Origin of the sequence: Paraburkholderia sp. BL21I4N1 (genome assembly GCF_002973525.1) — a bacterium.
Classification (GTDB): domain Bacteria; phylum Pseudomonadota; class Gammaproteobacteria; order Burkholderiales; family Burkholderiaceae; genus Paraburkholderia.
In genome coordinates this window covers 40,551-59,161 of record NZ_PVEN01000006.1, presented here as the reverse complement: position 1 = coordinate 59,161, position 18,611 = coordinate 40,551, and the positions used below count along the sequence as shown (strand labels likewise).

General features: G+C 58.9%; 18 protein-coding genes. 3 read left to right on the top strand and 15 right to left on the bottom strand.

What is annotated here, in order from left to right; all coding sequences use genetic code 11:
- Positions 1-16: 16 nt before the first annotated feature.
- The 4 genes from B0G83_RS17125 to B0G83_RS17110 form a co-directional block, all read right to left on the bottom strand.
- Complete coding sequence (locus tag B0G83_RS17125; RefSeq protein ID WP_105508577.1) at positions 17-1,921, bottom strand: S9 family peptidase; 1,905 nt, start codon at positions 1,919-1,921, stop codon at positions 17-19.
- A gap of 45 nt (positions 1,922-1,966) precedes the next feature.
- Positions 1,967-2,746 carry a hypothetical protein gene (locus B0G83_RS17120; protein ID WP_105508576.1) on the bottom strand — a complete coding sequence of 260 codons (780 nt, stop codon included), beginning with the start codon at positions 2,744-2,746 and terminating at the stop codon, positions 1,967-1,969.
- Positions 2,747-2,772: 26 nt separating this feature from the next.
- Complete coding sequence (locus B0G83_RS17115) at positions 2,773-3,375, bottom strand: HD family hydrolase (protein ID WP_105508921.1); 603 nt, start codon at positions 3,373-3,375, stop codon at positions 2,773-2,775.
- Positions 3,376-3,586: 211 nt separating this feature from the next.
- Positions 3,587-5,047: an amidase gene (locus B0G83_RS17110; protein ID WP_105508920.1), complete on the bottom strand. Its 1,461-nt coding sequence runs from the start codon at positions 5,045-5,047 to the stop codon at positions 3,587-3,589.
- Here B0G83_RS17110 and B0G83_RS17105 point away from each other — a divergent pair.
- Complete coding sequence (locus tag B0G83_RS17105) at positions 5,000-5,911, top strand: TetR/AcrR family transcriptional regulator (protein WP_258167924.1); 912 nt, start codon at positions 5,000-5,002, stop codon at positions 5,909-5,911. The two genes, B0G83_RS17110 and B0G83_RS17105, sit on opposite strands and share 48 nt — an antisense overlap.
- A 37-nt stretch (positions 5,912-5,948) precedes the next feature.
- Here B0G83_RS17105 and B0G83_RS17100 read toward each other — a convergent pair whose 3' ends face one another.
- Positions 5,949-7,148: an aspartyl protease family protein gene (locus B0G83_RS17100; RefSeq protein WP_181156928.1), complete on the bottom strand. Its 1,200-nt coding sequence runs from the start codon at positions 7,146-7,148 to the stop codon at positions 5,949-5,951.
- A gap of 367 nt (positions 7,149-7,515) precedes the next feature.
- Here B0G83_RS17100 and B0G83_RS17095 point away from each other — a divergent pair, with 367 nt between their 5' ends.
- Positions 7,516-7,983 (top strand): VapA/VapB family virulence-associated protein, encoded by a 468-nt coding sequence (locus B0G83_RS17095; RefSeq protein ID WP_181156926.1) that lies wholly within the window; start codon positions 7,516-7,518, stop codon positions 7,981-7,983.
- Positions 7,984-8,071: 88 nt separating this feature from the next.
- Here the strand turns inward: B0G83_RS17095 and B0G83_RS17090 are convergent, their stop codons facing one another.
- Together B0G83_RS17090 and B0G83_RS17085 are read right to left on the bottom strand one after the other, a co-directional pair.
- Positions 8,072-9,988: a 7TM diverse intracellular signaling domain-containing protein gene (locus tag B0G83_RS17090; protein ID WP_258167923.1), complete on the bottom strand. Its 1,917-nt coding sequence runs from the start codon at positions 9,986-9,988 to the stop codon at positions 8,072-8,074.
- Positions 9,898-10,605, bottom strand: coding sequence for a response regulator transcription factor (locus B0G83_RS17085; RefSeq protein ID WP_105508919.1), 708 nt, complete (start codon positions 10,603-10,605; stop codon positions 9,898-9,900). Before B0G83_RS17085 ends, B0G83_RS17090 begins: the two co-directional genes overlap by 91 nt.
- Positions 10,606-11,187: 582 nt before the next feature.
- On the opposite strand from B0G83_RS17085, the gene B0G83_RS17080 reads away from it, so the two are divergent.
- Positions 11,188-11,757, top strand: coding sequence for a hypothetical protein (locus B0G83_RS17080; protein WP_146120251.1), 570 nt, complete (start codon positions 11,188-11,190; stop codon positions 11,755-11,757).
- A gap of 74 nt (positions 11,758-11,831) precedes the next feature.
- On the opposite strand, the gene B0G83_RS17075 is transcribed toward B0G83_RS17080, so the two are convergent.
- The 8 genes from B0G83_RS17075 to B0G83_RS38200 all read right to left on the bottom strand — a co-directional run bounded on the left by B0G83_RS17075 (position 11,832) and on the right by B0G83_RS38200 (position 18,430).
- On the bottom strand, positions 11,832-12,407 hold the full coding sequence (locus B0G83_RS17075; RefSeq protein WP_181156924.1) for a cupin domain-containing protein: 576 nt from the start codon (positions 12,405-12,407) through the stop codon (positions 11,832-11,834).
- Positions 12,408-12,587: 180 nt separating this feature from the next.
- The gene (locus B0G83_RS17070; RefSeq protein ID WP_258167922.1) at positions 12,588-13,094 is read right to left on the bottom strand and encodes an NUDIX domain-containing protein; all 507 of its coding nucleotides are present in this window, start codon (positions 13,092-13,094) and stop codon (positions 12,588-12,590) included.
- A 126-nt stretch (positions 13,095-13,220) separates the two neighbouring features.
- The gene (locus tag B0G83_RS17065; RefSeq protein WP_105508569.1) at positions 13,221-13,574 is read right to left on the bottom strand and encodes a hypothetical protein; all 354 of its coding nucleotides are present in this window, start codon (positions 13,572-13,574) and stop codon (positions 13,221-13,223) included.
- A 9-nt stretch (positions 13,575-13,583) separates the two neighbouring features.
- Positions 13,584-14,297, bottom strand: a complete 714-nt coding sequence (locus B0G83_RS39160; protein WP_258167921.1) for a hypothetical protein — start codon at positions 14,295-14,297, stop codon at positions 13,584-13,586.
- Positions 14,298-14,598: 301 nt separating this feature from the next.
- Complete coding sequence (locus B0G83_RS17055; RefSeq protein WP_105508568.1) at positions 14,599-15,399, bottom strand: PhzF family phenazine biosynthesis protein; 801 nt, start codon at positions 15,397-15,399, stop codon at positions 14,599-14,601.
- Between the two features lie 273 nt (positions 15,400-15,672).
- Positions 15,673-16,191, bottom strand: coding sequence for a GNAT family N-acetyltransferase (locus tag B0G83_RS17050; protein ID WP_258167957.1), 519 nt, complete (start codon positions 16,189-16,191; stop codon positions 15,673-15,675).
- Positions 16,192-16,644: 453 nt separating this feature from the next.
- Complete coding sequence (locus B0G83_RS17045; RefSeq protein ID WP_105508566.1) at positions 16,645-17,265, bottom strand: trimeric intracellular cation channel family protein; 621 nt, start codon at positions 17,263-17,265, stop codon at positions 16,645-16,647.
- A 565-nt stretch (positions 17,266-17,830) separates the two neighbouring features.
- Entirely contained in the window at positions 17,831-18,430 is a 600-nt protein-coding gene (locus B0G83_RS38200) for a hypothetical protein (RefSeq protein WP_146120250.1), read from the bottom strand.
- Positions 18,431-18,611 lie beyond the last annotated feature (181 nt).

Here is an 18,611-nt window from a genome sequence, read left to right as displayed (position 1 = left end):
ACGGGCAACCATCGCCTCAACGCTTCGACGCGCCACCGAGATGCTCGGCCAGAAACGCCTCCATGACTTCATAGAACTCGTACTGGTTCTCTTCGTTGTGGAAGCCGTGCCCTTCGTTTTCCTTGAGCATGTACTTGACGTCCACACCGCGCGCCCGCAAAGCGTCGACGATCTGATCGCTCTCGGCCTGTTTGACGCGCGGGTCGTTCGCCCCTTGCGCGACCAGCAGCGGCGTCACGATCCGGTCGGCGAAGAACAGCGGCGACGCATCGTGCAAGGCCTTCTTGCCTGCTTCGGTGCGCGGATCGCCGATCATCTCGTACATCATGTCAATCATCGGCTTCCAGTACGGCGGCAGCGATTCGAGCAACGTGAAGAGGTTCGACACGCCGACGTAATCGACGGCCGCCGCGTAGCGATCCGGCGTGAACGCCACGCCCGCCAGCGTCGCGTACCCACCGTAACTCGCCCCGTAAATGCCCACGCGCGCCGGGTCGACCATGCCTTGGGCCACGAGCCAATCGACGCCGTCGTCGATATCGTTCTGCATCGTGCGGCCCCATTGCCCGAAGCTCGCTTCCCAGAACGCGCGGCCATAGCCGACCGAGCCGCGGAAATTCAATTGCACAACCGCATAGCCGCGATTCGCCAGCAACTGCGCTTCAACGTTGAAGCCCCAGGTGTCTCTTGCCCACGGGCCGCCATGCGGATTGACGATCAGCGGCAACGGCTTCGCGACGGGTTGGCCCAGCTCGTATCCCGCCGGCAAGGTCAGATAGCCGTTGATCTGCAAGCCGTCGCGCGAGGTGAAATGAATCGGCGACATCGGCACCATATCGGCCGGGTCGAGCCAGGGTTTCAGGTCCGCCAGCTTGACGAGATGCCGGCGTTCGACGTCATAGAGCCAGGTCGAGCCGGCCGAGCGGTCGCTCGAGGCAGACACGATCGCGCGCGACTCGTCGCGCGTCAAATTGGCGATACCGACTTCCTGGCCCGGCAACTGGCGCTCGAGATCGGCGATCACGTTGCGCGCCCAGTCGTCGAAGAAATGACGATGAGTGCGGTCGTCCACGTAGGACGCCGCGATCAGCACGCGGCGATGTTCGGAATACGTGAAACTGGTCACATCGACATGTTCGGTCTCGAACAGCAACGTGCCTTCCTGGCCCGTTTGCGGATCGAACTCGAAAACGGCGACCTTGTCGCGGCCACGATTCGACATGACGTAGAGCGCCTGATTGTCGAAAGTGAAGAACACCGGCGCGAGGGTTTCACGGAAGTCGGTCGTAACGATGGCCCGGAAAGGCTCTGTCTCGACGTCGCGGTAAAGCAGGGTCTGGTTGACACCGTCCGACGCGACCGCGACGCGCAGGCGCCCGTCGTGATCCGTCATCCAGCCCATGATGTTGCCGGGATTTTCGGCGATCTGCGTCAGCTCGCCGGTGCGGATATCGGCGCGAAACACGTCGAACACCTGCGGATCGCGCTGGTTCATCTGGATCAGTACATGGCGGTCGTCTTCGCGCAGATCGTCGACAATGCCGGCGCGCACGCCGTCGAACGGCGTCAGGTCACGCGGCTCGCCGCCGTCGATCGGTACCGACAGCACGTGAAAATTTTCGTCGCCGCCGAAGTCCTTGACGAACAGAATCTGGTCATTGCCCTTCCATGAGTGGCCGGGCACGTCGCGCTCGGTTTCATTGGTGAGGGCACGCGGCTCGCCCACGAGCGCGCCGTCGGCGTCGATTTCCTGCACGAAGATGTTCTCGCGGCCGGCGCGCTTTGCGAGAAAAGACAGGTGCCGTCCGTCGGGGGCAATGACGAACGAATGCTGGTCAGGTCGGCGGAAAAAATCTCGCACCGGGTATTGCTTGACCGCGCCGTCGTGGCCCTTAACGTTGTCTCGACCTTCTGCGATCATGCCTGCCTCCGTGAATAAAAGTGCATTTGAACACGAGACGCGGTGTTATGTCGCGAACCGGGGTAAAGCGGCTTTGCACGCTATGAGTTGATCGTCGGTCGTGGCCACGAGCCATAAGCGCGCATGCTCCGTGATCTGGCGGTTGTGGTCTTTCAGCGGACCCATCGCGGCAGCGGCTTTCCAGACCACCGGCGCGGCGCGGCTTTTTCTGCCCGACGCGGCGCCCACCAGCAGGCAGTATGGTCCGAGCGGCAACGACACGAACGGAAGAGCGGGCGTGGCGCGCACGCGCCAGTCGATGAAGGGCGCGTCGCTGATCAGCAGCGGCGTGGGTAGCCCGTAAAGCACGCTGAAGTCGTATAAGGCCAGTTGTTCCCGGGCGTCGCTGTAGAGGCGCCGTATATCGTCGACCACCGCCGCGCGGATTTCATCGTCGAACATGGCTTCCTGCGCGTAACGCGCAAGCGCCTCGCGAGCGGCGCGCTGGTAGGCGGAGAACAGGCCGAGTTCGAGGCAGTCTTCTACCGCGCGCGAGACTTCGGCCGGCGAGCCGGCTTCTTCCGGTTTGCCTAACTGGGCGGCTTTCAGGAATCGCGCCAGTCCCGCTTCCTGGATTGCGGGTCCGTGCGCTGAGGCATTGTCTGTGGCCTGCCGGTCGAGCGGCACGTAAATGTATTCCTCAGACGCGAAGTGCGATTTTTTGCCCTCGTCGAATTTGATTTCGCCGTCGGCGAAGTCCAGATAGCGAGTGCCGATCCGGCCATGCTCCCAGATCCAGTTCTTCAGTAGCGGACGTAGCGGATGCAACCTGTCTTGACCGACCATTGAAATCTCCTCGTGCCACAGTTGAGTTAGCTGCGCTTACTCGCGGCAAAAAATTCGCTGACGCGCTCGCTTGCAACTTCCCAAAGGGCGGGTGAGCCGCGTGCGATCACGGGGCCGTACCTTTCCATCACCTGCTGCTGCGTGACCCCGTTTTCAGTCCATGTTCCACCGTTCGATAGGGTATTGATCAACAGGGGCTGCAATCGATCCAACGCCTTGGCAAAAATCGCCTCGGGTGTCTGCGCGGCTTCGAATTCGCGCCAGAGCGCGAGCAGTTCGCGTCCCTGGGGTTCGGGCAGCAGGCCAAAGATCCGCTCGGCGGCATGTTGCTCGGCCTCGGCGATGTGTGCAGCCTCGCCGCAGGTTGAATGGATCGGATGATCGCCGGCGTCGATCTCGACAACGTCATGCACGAGCAGAAGTTTGACGACGTGGAGGGTGTCGACGGTTTCCTTGGCGTGCGCTGAGAGGACGAGCGCAAACATGCTCAGGTGCCAGGAATGCTCGGCTGAGTTTTCCTTGCGGCTCTGATCGATTAGTGGAGATTGCCGCAGGATCGACTTCAGCTTGTCCAGCTCCACGAGGAAGGCGAGCTGCTGTGCGATTTGATCGGTGGGTAGGGGAGTCATGGACGGTGCATTGATGGCTGTGGATGGGGAGAGCTTACCGATCTTCTGCATTGGATGTTGCGATTCGGATAACGGCTGACGTCTACCGTCTTCTGGCGCGGAGCGAACCACCGGCGCAACCACGATTGAAGGATGTTAGCAAAGTCGAGGTCCGTCGCTATGCGACGGCGTATCCCCCCGCGCTCGCCGAATCGCCCAAAAGACCGCGCTGTCAGTCGTTCGTCGAGCCCGCCCACGTGCCTGGTGTGCGGCGCGCCCACGGCAAACTCGCTTCGAGTTGTCCTGCAACACGGAAGAGCAGATCTTCCCGGCCTGCCGACGCGACGAACTGCATGCCGATGGGTAGACCGCTTGCTTCGTCGTTAAAGAGCGGTACGGACATGGCAGGCAATCCGGCTGCGTTGAATACCGGTGTGAACGGCGAGCTGCCGAATACGCGGTCGGTCCATTCGTGTCCGCTGATCGTCTCCGCGCCGAGTGCATAGGTGCCGATACGCGGCGCAAGGTCCGGCAAGGTTGGCGTCAGTAGCATATCGTAGCGGGAGAAAAACACCGCCACGCTCCGGGTTACGGCATTGCGCAGATCGAGTGCGCGGATGATGTCGATGCCGCCGATTCCGTGTCCCGTTCGATATACCGCGAGCGTCTGTGGTTCGAGTGTGGTCGCATCGATTTTGCGACCGGTCACCGCCGCCATGTCGTCGATCCACGCCGCGATGTTGACGGCCCACAGCACCGAGCTTGCCTGGACAAAGGCTTCCCAGCTTACCCCTAGCGGCATTTCCGCTTCCTCGACTTCGTGGTCCAGCGACGCGCAAAGCTGTGCCGTTGCAGCAAGACGTTCGAGGACCACGGGCTGAGTACGGCCGCCGCCCCACGCTTGCGACAACACACCGATTCGCAGGCTGCCCGGCGCCGTGCTCACCTGGTCGAGATAGCGCGATGTAGGCGGCGCAATCGCGAACGCCTCGCCACTTGTGGCTCCCTGCACGGCGTCGAGTAACGCCGCGCTATCGCGCACCGAGCGACTGACGCCGAGTTGTACCGCCAGCCCGTTGATGGCTTCGTCCAACGCGGGGCCGTTCGAGACGCGGCCGCGCGTCGGCTTCAGACCGAATACACCGGTGCTGGCCGATGGAATGCGAATCGACCCGGCTGCGTCGGTTGCATGAGCGAGCGGCACGATGCCTGCCGCGACCGCCGCCGCCGCGCCACCGCTAGAGCCACCCGCGCCGTGTTCGAGATTCCATGGGTTGCGCGTGGCGCCGCCTTGCGCGGATTCCGTCGTACCGCTCCACGCGAATTCGGGAATCGTCGTGCGTCCTAGTGTGACGAGGCCGGCGCTGCGAAAGCGCTGCATCAGAATCGAATCCACAGCGGGCGTGAAGCCGGAGGACAGGCGGCTGCCGAATTCGAGCTTCCTGCCCGCCATGGTCACGCCGACGTCCTTGATAAGGAACGGTACGCCTGCGAGCGGCGACGGGAGTGCTAGCGCTGACGCGACATCCACCCTTTCCGGCTGCCATGTTTCGATCACTGCGTTGATGTGCGGGTTGACCGATTCGCAAGCGCGAAGGGCCGTGTCGGCGAGCTCTTGCGGACTGACTTCGCCGCGACTGACAAGGTGGCCCAGACCGACAGCGTCGTAGCTGACGTACTCCGACAGTTTCATCATGGAATGCTCCCAGGCGACGGCAACGCGCGTAGGGCGCACCGCCATCATGTTGAGATACCGGTCGGTATCTTTGTGGGCTGGTATACTGATACCGATTGGTATCACTGTCAAGGCGATATGAAGAAAATCCACGGTAGTGAAAAGGGCGCGGGCGCTCGAGCGACAACGGGAACGCGCGTCGTTGCGGAGGGGGCTGCCAAGGCTTCGGTTAAGCACACCGTCAAGCGCGGCGCGGCGGCGAAGTCTTCCGGCGCGGCAAAGCAGGATCCACCGCGCGAGCGCGTGCTTGCCGCCGCGGCCGAGCTCTTCTATAACGAGGGAATTCGCGCCACGGGCGTCGAGGCGATCGCCGCGCGCGCAAGCACCACGAAGATGGCGCTATATCGCCACTTTCAGTCGAAGGACGCGCTGATCGTCGAATGGTTGCGCCAGGTCACCGCCCACTATTGGGCCGCGTTCGATCGCATCGAAGCGGCTCATCAAGGCGACCCGCGCGAGCAGATTCTCGGCTGGGCCACTTTCGCCGCCGACGAAGTGGCGGCGTGGTCGCATCGCGGTTGTCCGTTCATCAACTCGATTGCGGAGTTACCGGACCGCGACCATCCGGCCCGACAACTGATCGAGGAACATAAGGCGCGTCAGTGGACGCGGCTTGCCGGATTGTGCGAAGCAGCAGGTCTCGCTTCGCCAGAAGCGACCGCGGATGAAATCATGATTGTCCTCGAGGGCGCGCAGGTGGCAGCGCAGAACAGGTCGGTCGCCGAGATTGGCGCCCGGCTGCTGTGGATCGTCGATGCGATCGTCGCGCGCCAGGCGACTCGGACGAAGGCAGCGAAGCGAAAACCGACAGGAAGTAAATAGTGGTTGATGCCGGCCGTGCGCGCCGTGCTATTCGCGCCTAGGGCGATATCAGATCCTGAAGCACGAGACGGATCGGCTGATCACCATTCGCCCGGTTGACGAGAATGGGCACGCCCAACGTGTTCGGCTCCTCAAGCATGGCTCGTATCCTGAACAACGTCCCGGCTTCGGCGCGAAGTGCTCCTACTTCGACAATAGTGTCGCCGGCGCGAAGCCCCGCCCTTGCCGCGGGTCCGTTCGCCGTCACATCGATTACTCCGAGTCCTCGCTGTTGGGATAAGCCTAACCACATGCCGCTTCGATCATAGAGATCAGGAGCGTTGAATCCGGGACCCTTCGACAGCCAGATCACATGGTGGCCATAATCGAAAGAGGCGGTAAATCGCTTCAGGATCCCCATGCCGATGCTGCCTGCCCGGTCGCCCCGGACAAACGCGCCAGCCTTCTGAAGCGACAGGCGCGTGACGGGTGCGGGCACCGGGATGTCGCCGATCGAAAAGCGTGCGGGGCGCCCGACGATCCCGCGGATCGGTCCTCCGCCCCCGTACCCGGTCATCGCCTCGACGGTCGTGCCCATGTGCTCGTCCAATCGATGCGCGCGCCAAAAGGCGCCAAACAGTGTCAGGCTAAACCGGTCTCCGGTATCGACCTGAAACAACCCCGGTACACCCGCGACCGTTGCGTGCACAACGGGCATGGCATTCTCGTCAAGAGAAAAGGGGATGGCTATTGCATCCACCGCCGGCTTGAATTGATCCTCGCTCTGAATCGTGACTTGTTGTCGCGCGGCATCCAGAGTCAAAACGTATTTCTTGAATATCTCTGTGCCCAGCACGCCGTCGAAATGCTGAAAACCGATGATCCGATTGAGCGGGGATGTGTCCATTGACGGCGCATCCAGAGCACCGACCGAGAACGGCCCGACGCTGAGATCACTCAGGTGGACGATCTTGAAAGATAGTGGCTGCTCGCCGGCTCCCATTCCGTTCCCGGCGCTCGTGCCTGCAAGCTTTAGCTTTTCCGTCAGAGCGGTACTGACAGTCGAACTCGACGAGCCGGTATCCAGAATGAAAGAGAAAGGCCCTTTTTCATTGACCTTCACGGCAATGAACGGGCGGTTGTCGATGATCGAAAGCGGGAACGCTCCCGGCTGAGGACGCACATAGGCCGGTGCGGAATGGGTCGCGGAACCGGACAGGCAAACCAGCGCCAGAAAGGCTGCCTTTGCGAGACGCATATCTTTCTCCCCCTGATCGAAGCCGGTGACAAATGTAGTCGACTGGATAGAAAAATGCACCGGAGGTGGACCCAGAAACACAATGCTTGCACATCGACACGCTCCTCGTCGGCACAGTCGGCGTGCGCCGGCTCTGGCCATTGCCGGTTCTACGAAGCCTCGACCGTACAGGATTATGCAGAGTGCCTGAATTATCGGAGGATTACCAGGTTCCAGGTATGTCCATTTGGCCCTCGCAAGGCTTAACGTTAGATGCGCGCTTCATGAAGCAAGACTGAATGTACCTATGCCCGGTTTGATCCGGGCGGCGTTCAGGCGCGCCTCTTTATCGCCTCACATCGTTGAACCTATCAAGGAGAACAACGCAATGGAACAGGAACTGGCCAGCTTTGACCACGTCGGCGCCGCAAGGATTTTTGCCGAGTCCATGCAATCGGTCTTGTCGTCGGACGAGATTGCGAACGTGTCCGCAGAATTGCAAGCGCACCAGGACGCGAAGCAGTATCCGACGAAAGCCACCATCATCAGCGCGATTTTCTATCTGCGCTTCAACATCGAGACGACGACCGACCGACACTACAACAAGGTTCTCAAGTCTTTCACCGGGAATGCCGGGGGGATTTCCAGTCCCGGCGGCGGCACCATGTTCGGGACGATTTTCACGAAAGACATCGAACAGTTATACGCCGAGACGAAGAGCTTTCAATTCAATGCGAGCCCGGTCATGTTGAACGTGAATTTTTTCGGTAACGGCAGCAAGTTTCTCGGTAATTTCATGTCGGGCGGCGTGAGTACCGTAGGTGGCACAGGCGGCGGAAGCGGTCGCTGGAAATGAACAACCTTCACGCGAGGTCATAGCCACGCCTGGCAAGCGCGGGTGCGTTTGCGGCAAGCGGCAAGCAGCCCGCGCGCTGCGGACTGAATCAGGTGGTGGCCGTGCGGGGGATGTGTATGCTCAGCATTGTCGAGCCGGGTGTCGACTCGAAACTGAACGTTCCGCCCAGCCGCTGTGTGCGGGCGCGCATGCTGCGCATGCCCGCGCCAGGAGTGAACCCAGGGCTGCCGGGATCGCAGCCCATGCCGTTGTCCTGAACCGCCAGATCCAACCCGTGTGCGTTGCTGCGCAGATCGATATCGATCCTGCTGGCACGGCTGTGCTTCAACGTGTTGGCCAGCGCTTCCTGCAAGATGCGCATGATATCGAGCGTTTGCGAAGTTGGCAGGTAACACTCTTCCAGATCGACCACATGCCAGCGGCACGCGATGCTTTGCTGTTCGAACAATTGCGTTAAGCGATGACGCAAGGGGCCGATCTGCGCAGCCAGCGACGACTCGCCGAACTGCTGGTTAGCGGCAGCATCGATGATGATGCGCAAATCGTCGCGCATGCCCTTCAGGACCGATAGAAACCTGTCTGGCGAAATATCATGCGGCGCGTATTCGAGCGCTGTGATGTTCGACACGAGCGTGCCACCCAGGCCATCGTGCAGATCGTGCGCGAGGTTCAACCGCTCATTGAGGCGCGCGTTCGCAACTTCGAGATCGTGCTGGCGGCGCAGGTTCACTGTCAGTTCTGTTCGAGCCTGATCGACACGAATGTTCAGGTCGTCGTTGAACCGTTCGATCCGACGCAGATTCGCGACGAAATTCCAGGCGAGTACGAGCGCCATCGTGATCATCTGGACCTGCGCGACGGGCGCCGTGAAGTAGATGTTGGTCTCCAGAATGCCGAAAAACGTCAGCATGTCGTGCAAGCCGGCCGCAACGAACGCCGCAATGCAGAAAGACAGAATGCGTTGATCGGTGCGACCGTGGCGCCACGCAAAAACGATAAAGACAAGGCATGTCGTGAAAAAATTGACCGAGTGCGCAATGACCAGGAATGCGCGGGTTGTACCCTGAAAGCGTGGCGGTGCGGCCAGCATGGCCACGGCACCGAGTCCGACGAGCAGCCACAGCGCTGTCTCAAGGCGTGGTAGCCGTCGCTCGCAGAAACGCGCGATGAACATGGTGAACGCGGCGCTGTAGATGAGCAGGGCGATGGTGTTGACTCCCTCCCAGGTATCCGTGCTGCTGAACGGCCACGGGCTCGTCGCGATCTGATTGAATGCCACCCACCACCAGGCGACCGACATCACACTGAACCAGCCATACACCACTTCTTTCCTGCGCATTAGCCATAACGAAAAGAAGAAACATCCGAGTGTGGTCGTGACGGCAAGACTGAAGAGCTGCAAATCCTGGCGCAGCCAGTATGCGTGCTCATAACGGGCCTTCAGGACTTGCGGAGCGCCGACATAGACCGGGCTGAGCCCAGGTTGATAGGCCGCCAGACCCGAGACGCGGATGAGTATCGTGTTTGTCCCGACGCGCAACAGAGGGGGCGGCAGAAGTTGATATCGTGGGCTATTCCAGGCGCGCGTCAAGGGTTCGACCAGACTGGCGTCGCGCATGACGAGGCTGCCGTTGACATACACGGCACCCGCCATATTCAGGTAGTCGAACATCAGCCCGACCGGCTGGCCGGTGCCGGTCTGTTGCCAGTCAAGCCGGTACCAGACCACGCCGTTGAAATCTGGCCAGCGTGAAGTCCAGTCGTCCGGGAGGGTAACCGGCAGCCAGCCGGTGGAAGGCGGCAGCGCGAGGGCGCTGTCGCCGCGGACGGCTTCGATGTGATCGAACCGGATAGAAGGGGGCGGCTGCTGGATTTGCGCGGCGGCGCTGGCACAGTGAAATGCCATCGCACAGATCAGGGCAGCAACCCAAACGAACGCGCCTCGAAGATCGCCTGAGTGCGGGAATTGACCGCGAGTTTCTTGTAGATATTCTTGATGTGGCATTCGACCGTCAGTTTCGACAGAGACAGCAGGTTGGCGATCTCCCGATTGGTCAGGCCTTTCCCGACGAGCGCGAGGATTTCGCATTCTCGCCGACTAAGTCGCGGGACCGCAAGGGTATCCGGCGAATTGCCTGGCTGCGCGGCCTTACCGTGCGTTGAAAGACTGAACAGATCGAGAATGCGCCGGGCGACGAACGGGTCGATGGGCGCGCCGCCGCGCAGTGCGCTACGGATCGAGATGGTCATCTCGACGTCGTCCCGCTCCTTGAGCAGATAACCCGTGGCGCCGGCTTGGAGAGCGGTCAAGATCACCTGTTCGGTGCTCCACGCGGAGATCACAAGAACCGGCAATGCCGGGTCCCGTTCATGCAATTCGCGAATGAGGTCGATCCCGTTGCCGTCGGGCAAGCCGACGTCGACGAGCACCATTGCGTACGGCTGGTCACGGAGCTGCGCACGCGCGGAGGCGAGGTCGCCGGCAAATGAGAGTTCCTCGTCGGCGTAGCCCAGCTTGCCGAGCACGGCGCGCATCCGAACCTGCATCAAGGCTTCGTCTTCGACGACGAGCATTGGACCAGGCAATACCGGTTCGCTGCTGTCGGTGGTTGTTTGGATCATGGTGGTGCGCAACGGGTGATGAAAAAGCGATGCGCGGGATACGTCACCGCGGCGGCCTTCCACGAGTGTAGATCGTCGTTCAGCTGCGAGCGAGGTCTAAATGTGCCTCGCCCAGGGTACCTGGTTTTAGGGATGTGCGAGCACGGCCGGGCGAATTATGCTGCGCTGGGCTCCGTGTCGTGCGCGCGCTGTATGTCAGCCGTTGGCGAGGTTCGATGGAACTGCCGGCGAGCATAGGTACGCTCGCGCGCAACTGATCTACGCGACGCGACACGAGGTCAGGGTGCTTCGGCTACGCGTCAGTTCCAATGTCGTCGATGCTGACGCGACCAGCGGCCAGCGCTTTCTTTCGAATCTGGCGCTGATCGCCGAAAGGTTAAACGCGATTGGCAAGAACACTATGGCAATAGATCGTCAACGATCTGGGTGTCAATGTTGAATGTCATACTGGCCGGAAACGGTCCGATCGCCACGGGTTAGGGCCGACCCGCAGGGGACCTTCCACTCGCCCGATAGCAGCCACAGGATTAACACCTCGTCGACGTCGGATAATAGATACGGACTGCGGTAACCGGGAGTGTCATGCAATTCGAGACTGCTGAGAGAACAATGTGGAATCTCGTACAAACCTACACAGGCCGAGTCGGCTACCAGCGTGGCATGAAGTCGGAAGGCCTATTGGTTGTTCCGCCGGTCATCGACTGCTCGGGGTGGACCACGTTGCTCCTCACAAAGGCGATGCAAGCAGAGAACGAGACCGCGGGCCGCACGGTGTTCGATTCTGGTGACATGAAAGCCCTTCAAGTATGGTCGGATCGGATCGTTCAGGAGATCGAGACTCGCACGGGCTTTGTCCTCGAAGGGGACAAAATTACGGCACACAGTCTCCCGCGCTGCGCCACCATTGGCCTGAAAATGGGAGAGCCTTCGTGGGCGAGCAACCATCCTCGTCCTCGCGGGATCACCCACATTGTTCAGGTCGTGCGCCGCACTGAGGATAGTGCGGCGTTTGTCTCCGAGTCGTTCGGCGGAGCAGTTTCACCTGGCATCGGTCTCACGCCGCTCGAAGAGTGGCTCGCTCAGTCACAGCCTTATCTCCGCGTGGGCGAAATGTGGGCCGTTGATCCGTTCCGGCTGGCCACAAAGAACTGAATGCCTCCTGAACGTCCATTCCTAGTCGCACCGGGGTGTTCAATGCTGCGGCACGGCGCGCCGCCACCCTACATTTAGCACTTATCGCCTTCGCTTCCCGCTCTCGCCCGTTCTCCTGCGGCAAGGACGAGTGCTTGAGCTAGCTCAAGCACTTGCGGCCTGCTTAACTCCCCGTCCATATAAGGCGTGTCCGTCAGCCGTCCGACCGTTTTGAGACTGCGGATCATCACCTTGCCGCTGTCCGGATAAGTGCAGACCTCGTGAGGATCGTTTAGCCCAACGGCAAAATACACAAGATCTTCGTCGAACGGGTTCGCCAGTTGGTGAGCGATGCCGGTTCCAGCCGGGCATGAGATACAGTCCCCCGCACGGATCTCCTGTACCGTCTCGCCGTAGCGGAAAACGCCCCGGCCAGAAAGCACGAAGAAAACCTCGTCCTCGCGCGCGTGGGTGTGGAAAGGACAGGCAGTGCGACCCGGTGGCACTCGCGACAGGTTAGCACCAAGACGTCCGGGACGAACATCGAGGGCTGGCGTTAGCGGCTTCCATGCGCTTCCCCAATGATCGCCCTCCATTTGTTCGATTTCCTTGATGTTGTCAACGTTAACGACAAGTCTAGGGTGTTCGTATATATCCTTGTCCTTCTCCACACTCATCTCCGTTGAATATCGCGTTCGAAGAATATAGCTGAGACGATTTGCGTGCGGGGCCGAAAAACCTTGTCGCGCAACTTTCGCCGTCAATTGTCGACGATTTAGACTACTTGGAGTGCTTCCGGTTGTGGCCAAATCTGGAGGCACGTCAAACCGCAACGGCGTCCGGCTGTGATCTTAGAAAAGGCGAAACAAATCGTCTTTCGGATAGGGGAGTGCCAGCTCCGGCATCTCATGCCTTCCGAAATATTGAATTGACCTGGTTTCCGAATCGCTGGGTACCTCTGAGCCGCCAATGATTTTGCATTGGAACACAGTCACTACGTATTCGACTTGGTCGCCACTTGGATACGTGTATCGGAACGGCCGTCCGCCAAATACGCCGAGAATGCCGTGAATGCGGATTGCATGCCCAGTCTCCTCCATTACCTCTCGAGCGATTGCCTCTTGCGGGCTTTCCCCCAGTTCAATTCCGCCAGCGGGCAGACTCCATGCCTCTCCAGACGATTTCTCCTGAAGCAGCAGTTTGCCTTCATGATCGTGAATCACCGCTGCAACAGACGGACTCAAAATCAAATCTCCTCCAACTTTTTTCCTCAGCCAACTGATGTAGCTTTCGTTATCAACGTGCAGCGACACCTTCCCCCCAATGAGTTTGTGCTCGTCCGATTTTCGGCGATCCAAGCCACTCTGTCGAATGTCGCTTCATGGCCGGACACGGTCCGATCGCCACGGACTGGAGCCGACCCTGAGCGGTCCCTCGCATTTCTCAAACCGGTCACTGGGACGGTGTGTGGTGGGATGATCGCGCTATCGCTTCCGCCAGCTAACATAGGCGTCAGTACCCATGGCGTCGACATTGGGCATTTCGCCGACCCGTACATGCTGAAAGAAGCCCAAACAATGGCTCCATGACGATGTGTCGGGATTGGATTCAATCCAACACGAATACCCCAACTGCTTCCAATCTAACGACCTGTCGTGATTGCAGTGAGAAAGGACCTGTTGGGCGATTGCCTCGCACCAAAGCAAAGCATCTTCTGCTGACTCCGCCGCGATGAAAACTCCGGTCGTCGCGTCATAGTCTTCAATCACTCCACGCTCGAATAGCTGCCGGGGTTCAGGTTCGTGATACTGAAAAATGACGAGGTATTCTTGTGTCATGTCGTCCGCCTATGCCTCGTCGGATCGCTGGTCCTTTCGCTGAAGAGCCCAACTGTATCGCTCTACCAACCTTTCAGCGGCAGCAAGTGCTTGTTCCCTCCAGCGACTCTCGGCGGCCTCGATACGAACGTCCTCACTTTCAAGCGCCTCGGGAGCCCAATATTGTCGGACCGCCCCGGCCGGCAAACCTAGGGTCTCCGAGTCAATGGCACGAAAAAGTTCGAACTCGGAATTGCTGTCGGCGCACGTCCAAAACGCTAGTGGGTTCATTGCACGAGCTGTCTCAATGATCCCGACGCGTCCCTCCAGAAGATCCTTCGCTCTAGCATGGATTTTTCGGCAACGCTTTCGCCACAGTGCCTCGTTTTTGATTCCTTGGGGGATCTCCATTTGCCGAACCAACGCCGGAGGCGACTCGTTTGCCGTATCGGAGAGCTTAAGCAGTGGATTCAGGATTTGTAGCACCTCAATCAGCCCAACAATTCTTGTGCCCTCGGCTACTTCGACGCGTCGACCAATCCAGAAAGCCTGCGGGTACGCCTGAGGCGTGAGCAGCCAAACCTCTGCTTCACTATTTCCCCCAGTTTCAACGCCCTTGCCGTCTACGAATTCGTGATAAGCGGAGGACCAATAATCAGGACGTGCCTTATAAATCGGCCGGTATCCTGACATTACTCGTTTCGGCAAACCGTCGTTTCTGAGCGCAGTCAGGGCAAAGTTCACTATAAGGTCGGGCGAGCGGGGCGGACGGGGCATGGGCAGGCGTCTATTCAGTACTCTTTGCAATTGTCGACCATTCGCGACGGTATGTCGAAGGGCGGTTTGTGGCCGGCTGCCGACTCATGCGCCGCGCATACGACGCTTCGACCTCGATGGCTACGATCAGCAGCACTCGACCCTGAGCCGCCTTTCGACCAGACGCGGCCTCAAAGGCAGCTTCGAACGTGTATCGGCCGCTCCTGCAGTCGTGTGGCCTACCTGCGGGACTGCAGCGAAAGACTCTACGCAGCGTGACCTTTATCGCCTACGCTTCAGGAACTTCGATTGTCCCTTCAAGATATTGAACGGCCTGGCCGGAGATATACACCCGGTCGTTCTGTACACGGCAATGAAGCAGCCCACTGCGGCGTGACGCCTGCAAGGCCACGAGTTCGGACTTGCCCAAACGCTCGGACCAGAATGGTGCAAGCGCTGCGTGAATGGATCCGGTCACCGGATCTTCATCGCCGCCATTGGCAGGCCAGAAGTAGCGGGACACAAAATCGTGGTCATCGCCCGACGCCGTCACGACGACATCGAGAGGAGCAAGTGTTGACAGCAGATTGAGGTCGGGTACCACGGATCGCACTTCGTGTTCGGTTTCGTAGACGGCGATGTAGGCTTGCTGATTTACTAGTATTTCTTGAGGCCGTATCGAAAGCCCCATCGTCAGGTTGTCGGGTATCTCGTTCAATCGTTCAGGCCGACGCTGTGGGAAGCTCATTTCAATCAGACCGTCATCCATACGGCGAACAGTAAGCCGACCGACTGCCTTCGCAACAAATTCGATGACGTCCAGATCGTCACATTGCTTGAAGATCACATATGCACTTGCCAGCGTGGCATGTCCACAAAATGCAATTTCGGTGAGAGGCGAAAACCAGCGCACGTCGAACGCGCCGCCAGCATTTTTCACGAAGAATGCTGTTTCAGATAGATTGTTCTCGGTAGCGATCGCCTGCATCAAGCTATCGGGCAGCCAGTGTTCGAGCGGCACCACCGCAGCGTAGTTACCCTTAAAGACTTTGTCCGAAAATGCATCGATCTGATAGATCGGGAGTTTCATGAGATGCTCCTGTTCAAAGCGATAGGCTTGTCAGCAACCTGCAGTCCAAATCGTTGAACACGATATCAGCCCGTTCAGCTAGCCAACATGTACAGTTTTCGATGCTGGGGACAAAATGCAACTGTGGTCAGTGACCATCCACCTGAGCCGACGACGCGAGGCATAGCCGAGTGTGAAGGTCCGTTGGCTGGCTAATGCCGACGTTCGAATGTCCGCGTGAGCCAGCGGTCGAATGTCCATAGATGGCCGACACTCGCCCAACCCAGTGGGTATTCAAGCTAGTTTTGAATAGATTCGCGTGTTTCGCAAACTACCATCCGGAGCGCGCCGTTCCTGACGTAACACGCCCTCCAGTTGCATCCCGATGCGCTCACAAACTCGAATGCTCCTTGCGTTCAAATCGTCGCAGATTGCATCGACTCGCTTCGCGTCGAAATTGTAAAAGGCATAGTTTGCCAAGGCATCGGCGGCTTCGCTGAACAAACCCCGTCCCACAAGCGACGACCTTCCCCAAAAACCGAGTTCAAAAGCCGGAACGGTCCATCTTGGCCGGTGAAGACCACCGCAGCCCACAACCATGCGAGACGTCTTATCGATAAACAAAAACGGAAAATCTTTTCTTGCGTGAAAGTTTGCAGAGCCTGCAACGCAAAATGACTCGGACGTATCGATCGAAGGCGTTTCGAGCGCCCATGGCAAGGACGCGGGGAATCGCCTCAAGTCCGCCAATGCGTCGAAAGTGGCATCAAACACACCAGGACCATCACCATGCCGAGGGCACCTAATGATCAAACGGTCGGTTTCAACCGCTGTCGGTAGATTTAGAAAGGTCAATGTCGTCAAGAACGTCGGCAAAATGCAGATGCGCCAAATTGTCGGCGATTCGGCCTACCGTGTCGACTGTCCCTTCATGGCCGATGCCTGCCCGTTGGGGCTGGGGCGGCGGCTTCCGGCTAGGTCTATCGGCGGTAAGCGAGTTGCGGCCATTGACATTTTTAATTGGCATCCGGGAAAGACCCGCCCAAGAAGCATTCGAGGCATGTGACGTCTCACGATTACGCGAAATGACGAACTTATAGTCGCAAAGTTGCTATCTTTATTGCGCGATCGTTCATCGTCATCGCGGAATCGGAAGAGGTTGGTCGACGTCGCGTCGATCGCTGTGTTCGTCCGCACCGCACTCGGCGAGCGTCGCGGACGGAGTTGACGGCGCGCGCGAAATTTGCCGTGCAACGGTTGGTCTGTCTACATCGCAGCCTTCGGCAGTTGCCAGCCGTGTGTGACGGCAAGCATCCGCAGCACGAAGCAGACCGCGCCGCTGAGCAGCGCAGTTGCGACCGGTGGCACCTCGAAGCGTCGCGCGACGACGAGCGCAACACCGCCGACGAATGCAGCACTCGCATAGATATCGGTGACCAGAACGCTCGGCACGCGCGAGAGCAGCAGGTCGCGGATCACCCCACCGCCCACGCCAGTTACAGTGCCCATCAGCGTCGCGATGAACGGTCCGATTCCGAAGTTGAGCGCCTTCTGGGCGCCCGCCACTGCGAACAGCGCGAGGCCTGCCGCATCGAGCGTTGTGACGAGCAGCGGAGGAAGTTCGCGCGCGGCGCCGTGAAAGACGAAGGTCAGCAGTCCCGTCGCGAACGCGAGCACGGGATAACGCCAGTCGCGTACCGCATTCGGCGGCGTCGCGCCAATCAGCAGATCGCGTATAACGCCGCCACCCAGCGCGACTACGAACGACAGCACCATCACGCCGAGCAGATCGAGGCCGCCGTGCATCGCGGCGAAAGCACCCTCGAACGCGAATACAGCGGTGCCTGCAAGGTCGGCAGCAAGCACGACCGATTCGATTCTTTTCATAGACGTCGGGAGTGGATTAAAGAGGAGGACTGGCGGAATGCCGCCCGGTAACTGACCGCGATGATAACCGCGACTGGCCTTTCATTACCTACACCCGTTAGCGAACCCGGGCCAAACGAGCAAGCAATGCCATGACGTTCGCATTCGGGGAGCGCCCCCACAAAGGCACATGCTCAGAAGAAGTGGCGTTCCCAGAGCGCCTCGTCGAGGTCATCCCGTCGATTTGGCAGGCCGACGGCTGTGGGTCGAACTCGGTCCATCGCCGAGCTCAACGCTCCCACCGACGAGAGACGACATTGCATCTTATTAAATTCGATCCTCCTTCGCGCGCAATAGTACACCCGACCGATACACCGATACGCTAACGTCACGCATCGACGCACTGTCGAACGTCCGAAAGTGGCCGCCTAGCGCCCGACGACCGAGCACGGCGATCGCCGTGGTGCGGCCGATCATACAAAGGGTATAACCTGACCCGGAGCGGTCGCGCTCCGAAGCGGACACTCAAAAGCAGGGGCAAGTAATCCGTCACGGGTTGTTCCCATTGCTGAAGATTGTCGTCCCATCAGCTCTCTTGAGAAAGTGACATGTAGACATTGATATATTCCTCTAAATGCCGGTCTCTCAGCAGAGATAAATTAATTACATCCCTATCTGATTTTCCATTGACATTCTTAAATGTGATCGCGACTGATGGTGCCCTCCTGTATCCACCGGTCGCAGTTACGTTTTCAACGAAAGCCCACGGGAATTTAAAATTCCCGTGTTGGTAACCAGTTTTTGAAAGCGTTACTGCGGGTGTGTCGATACTCCACCAAATTCGCACAATGTCGCAAGCCTTCCTTCCAAAGAAAATCGTTGCAGGGAAAAATATGATGCCAAGCACGATTGAAGCCAGATGATCATTGGGCTGCTTCGAGGGAGCCCACAACCACGCCGTGTTCATGAGCAGAAACGTTCCGGTGAGGACTAGTAGAGCAATCGCTTCAAATGCAACGGTTCCCTTTGAGTAGAAAAAATGCATGGATTGAGGAATGTCTTTTGTTTCTAATATTTTCTTGACCTCTACCTGCCATGTTTCGGCGTCTCTGCCAATTTTTACCATTCCATATGGCACTATAACGAGGAGTGTAGGCAACATCAGTAGAAAAATTAGTTTTCCCAACTCTCACCCCCTTGACGCAAGCGATAGATAATTGATTATTTTCAATTCGACTTCTGAATTTTTATAGAAGGAAATGACCCTGAACTAAGCGCATTGCAATGTAAGCCGCCCCAATCATTTGCACTCGTTAACCGGCACCCTACGGCCACGGTATCGCCGATTGTCGATGATTTCGCCTGAT

Coding starts and splice junctions, on each gene's coding strand:
- B0G83_RS17125 (WP_105508577.1), bottom strand. CDS start 1,921: ATGATCGCAGAAGGTCGAGACAACGTTAAGGGCCACGACGGCGCGGTC.
- B0G83_RS17120 (WP_105508576.1), bottom strand. CDS start 2,746: ATGGTCGGTCAAGACAGGTTGCATCCGCTACGTCCGCTACTGAAGAAC.
- B0G83_RS17115 (WP_105508921.1), bottom strand. CDS start 3,375: ATGACTCCCCTACCCACCGATCAAATCGCACAGCAGCTCGCCTTCCTC.
- B0G83_RS17110 (WP_105508920.1), bottom strand. CDS start 5,047: ATGAAACTGTCGGAGTACGTCAGCTACGACGCTGTCGGTCTGGGCCAC.
- B0G83_RS17100 (WP_181156928.1), bottom strand. CDS start 7,148: ATGCGTCTCGCAAAGGCAGCCTTTCTGGCGCTGGTTTGCCTGTCCGGT.
- B0G83_RS17095 (WP_181156926.1), top strand. CDS start 7,516: ATGGAACAGGAACTGGCCAGCTTTGACCACGTCGGCGCCGCAAGGATT.
- B0G83_RS17090 (WP_258167923.1), bottom strand. CDS start 9,988: ATGCCACATCAAGAATATCTACAAGAAACTCGCGGTCAATTCCCGCAC.
- B0G83_RS17085 (WP_105508919.1), bottom strand. CDS start 10,605: ATGATCCAAACAACCACCGACAGCAGCGAACCGGTATTGCCTGGTCCA.
- B0G83_RS17080 (WP_146120251.1), top strand. CDS start 11,188: ATGCAATTCGAGACTGCTGAGAGAACAATGTGGAATCTCGTACAAACC.
- B0G83_RS17065 (WP_105508569.1), bottom strand. CDS start 13,574: ATGACACAAGAATACCTCGTCATTTTTCAGTATCACGAACCTGAACCC.
- B0G83_RS17055 (WP_105508568.1), bottom strand. CDS start 15,399: ATGAAACTCCCGATCTATCAGATCGATGCATTTTCGGACAAAGTCTTT.
- B0G83_RS17045 (WP_105508566.1), bottom strand. CDS start 17,265: ATGAAAAGAATCGAATCGGTCGTGCTTGCTGCCGACCTTGCAGGCACC.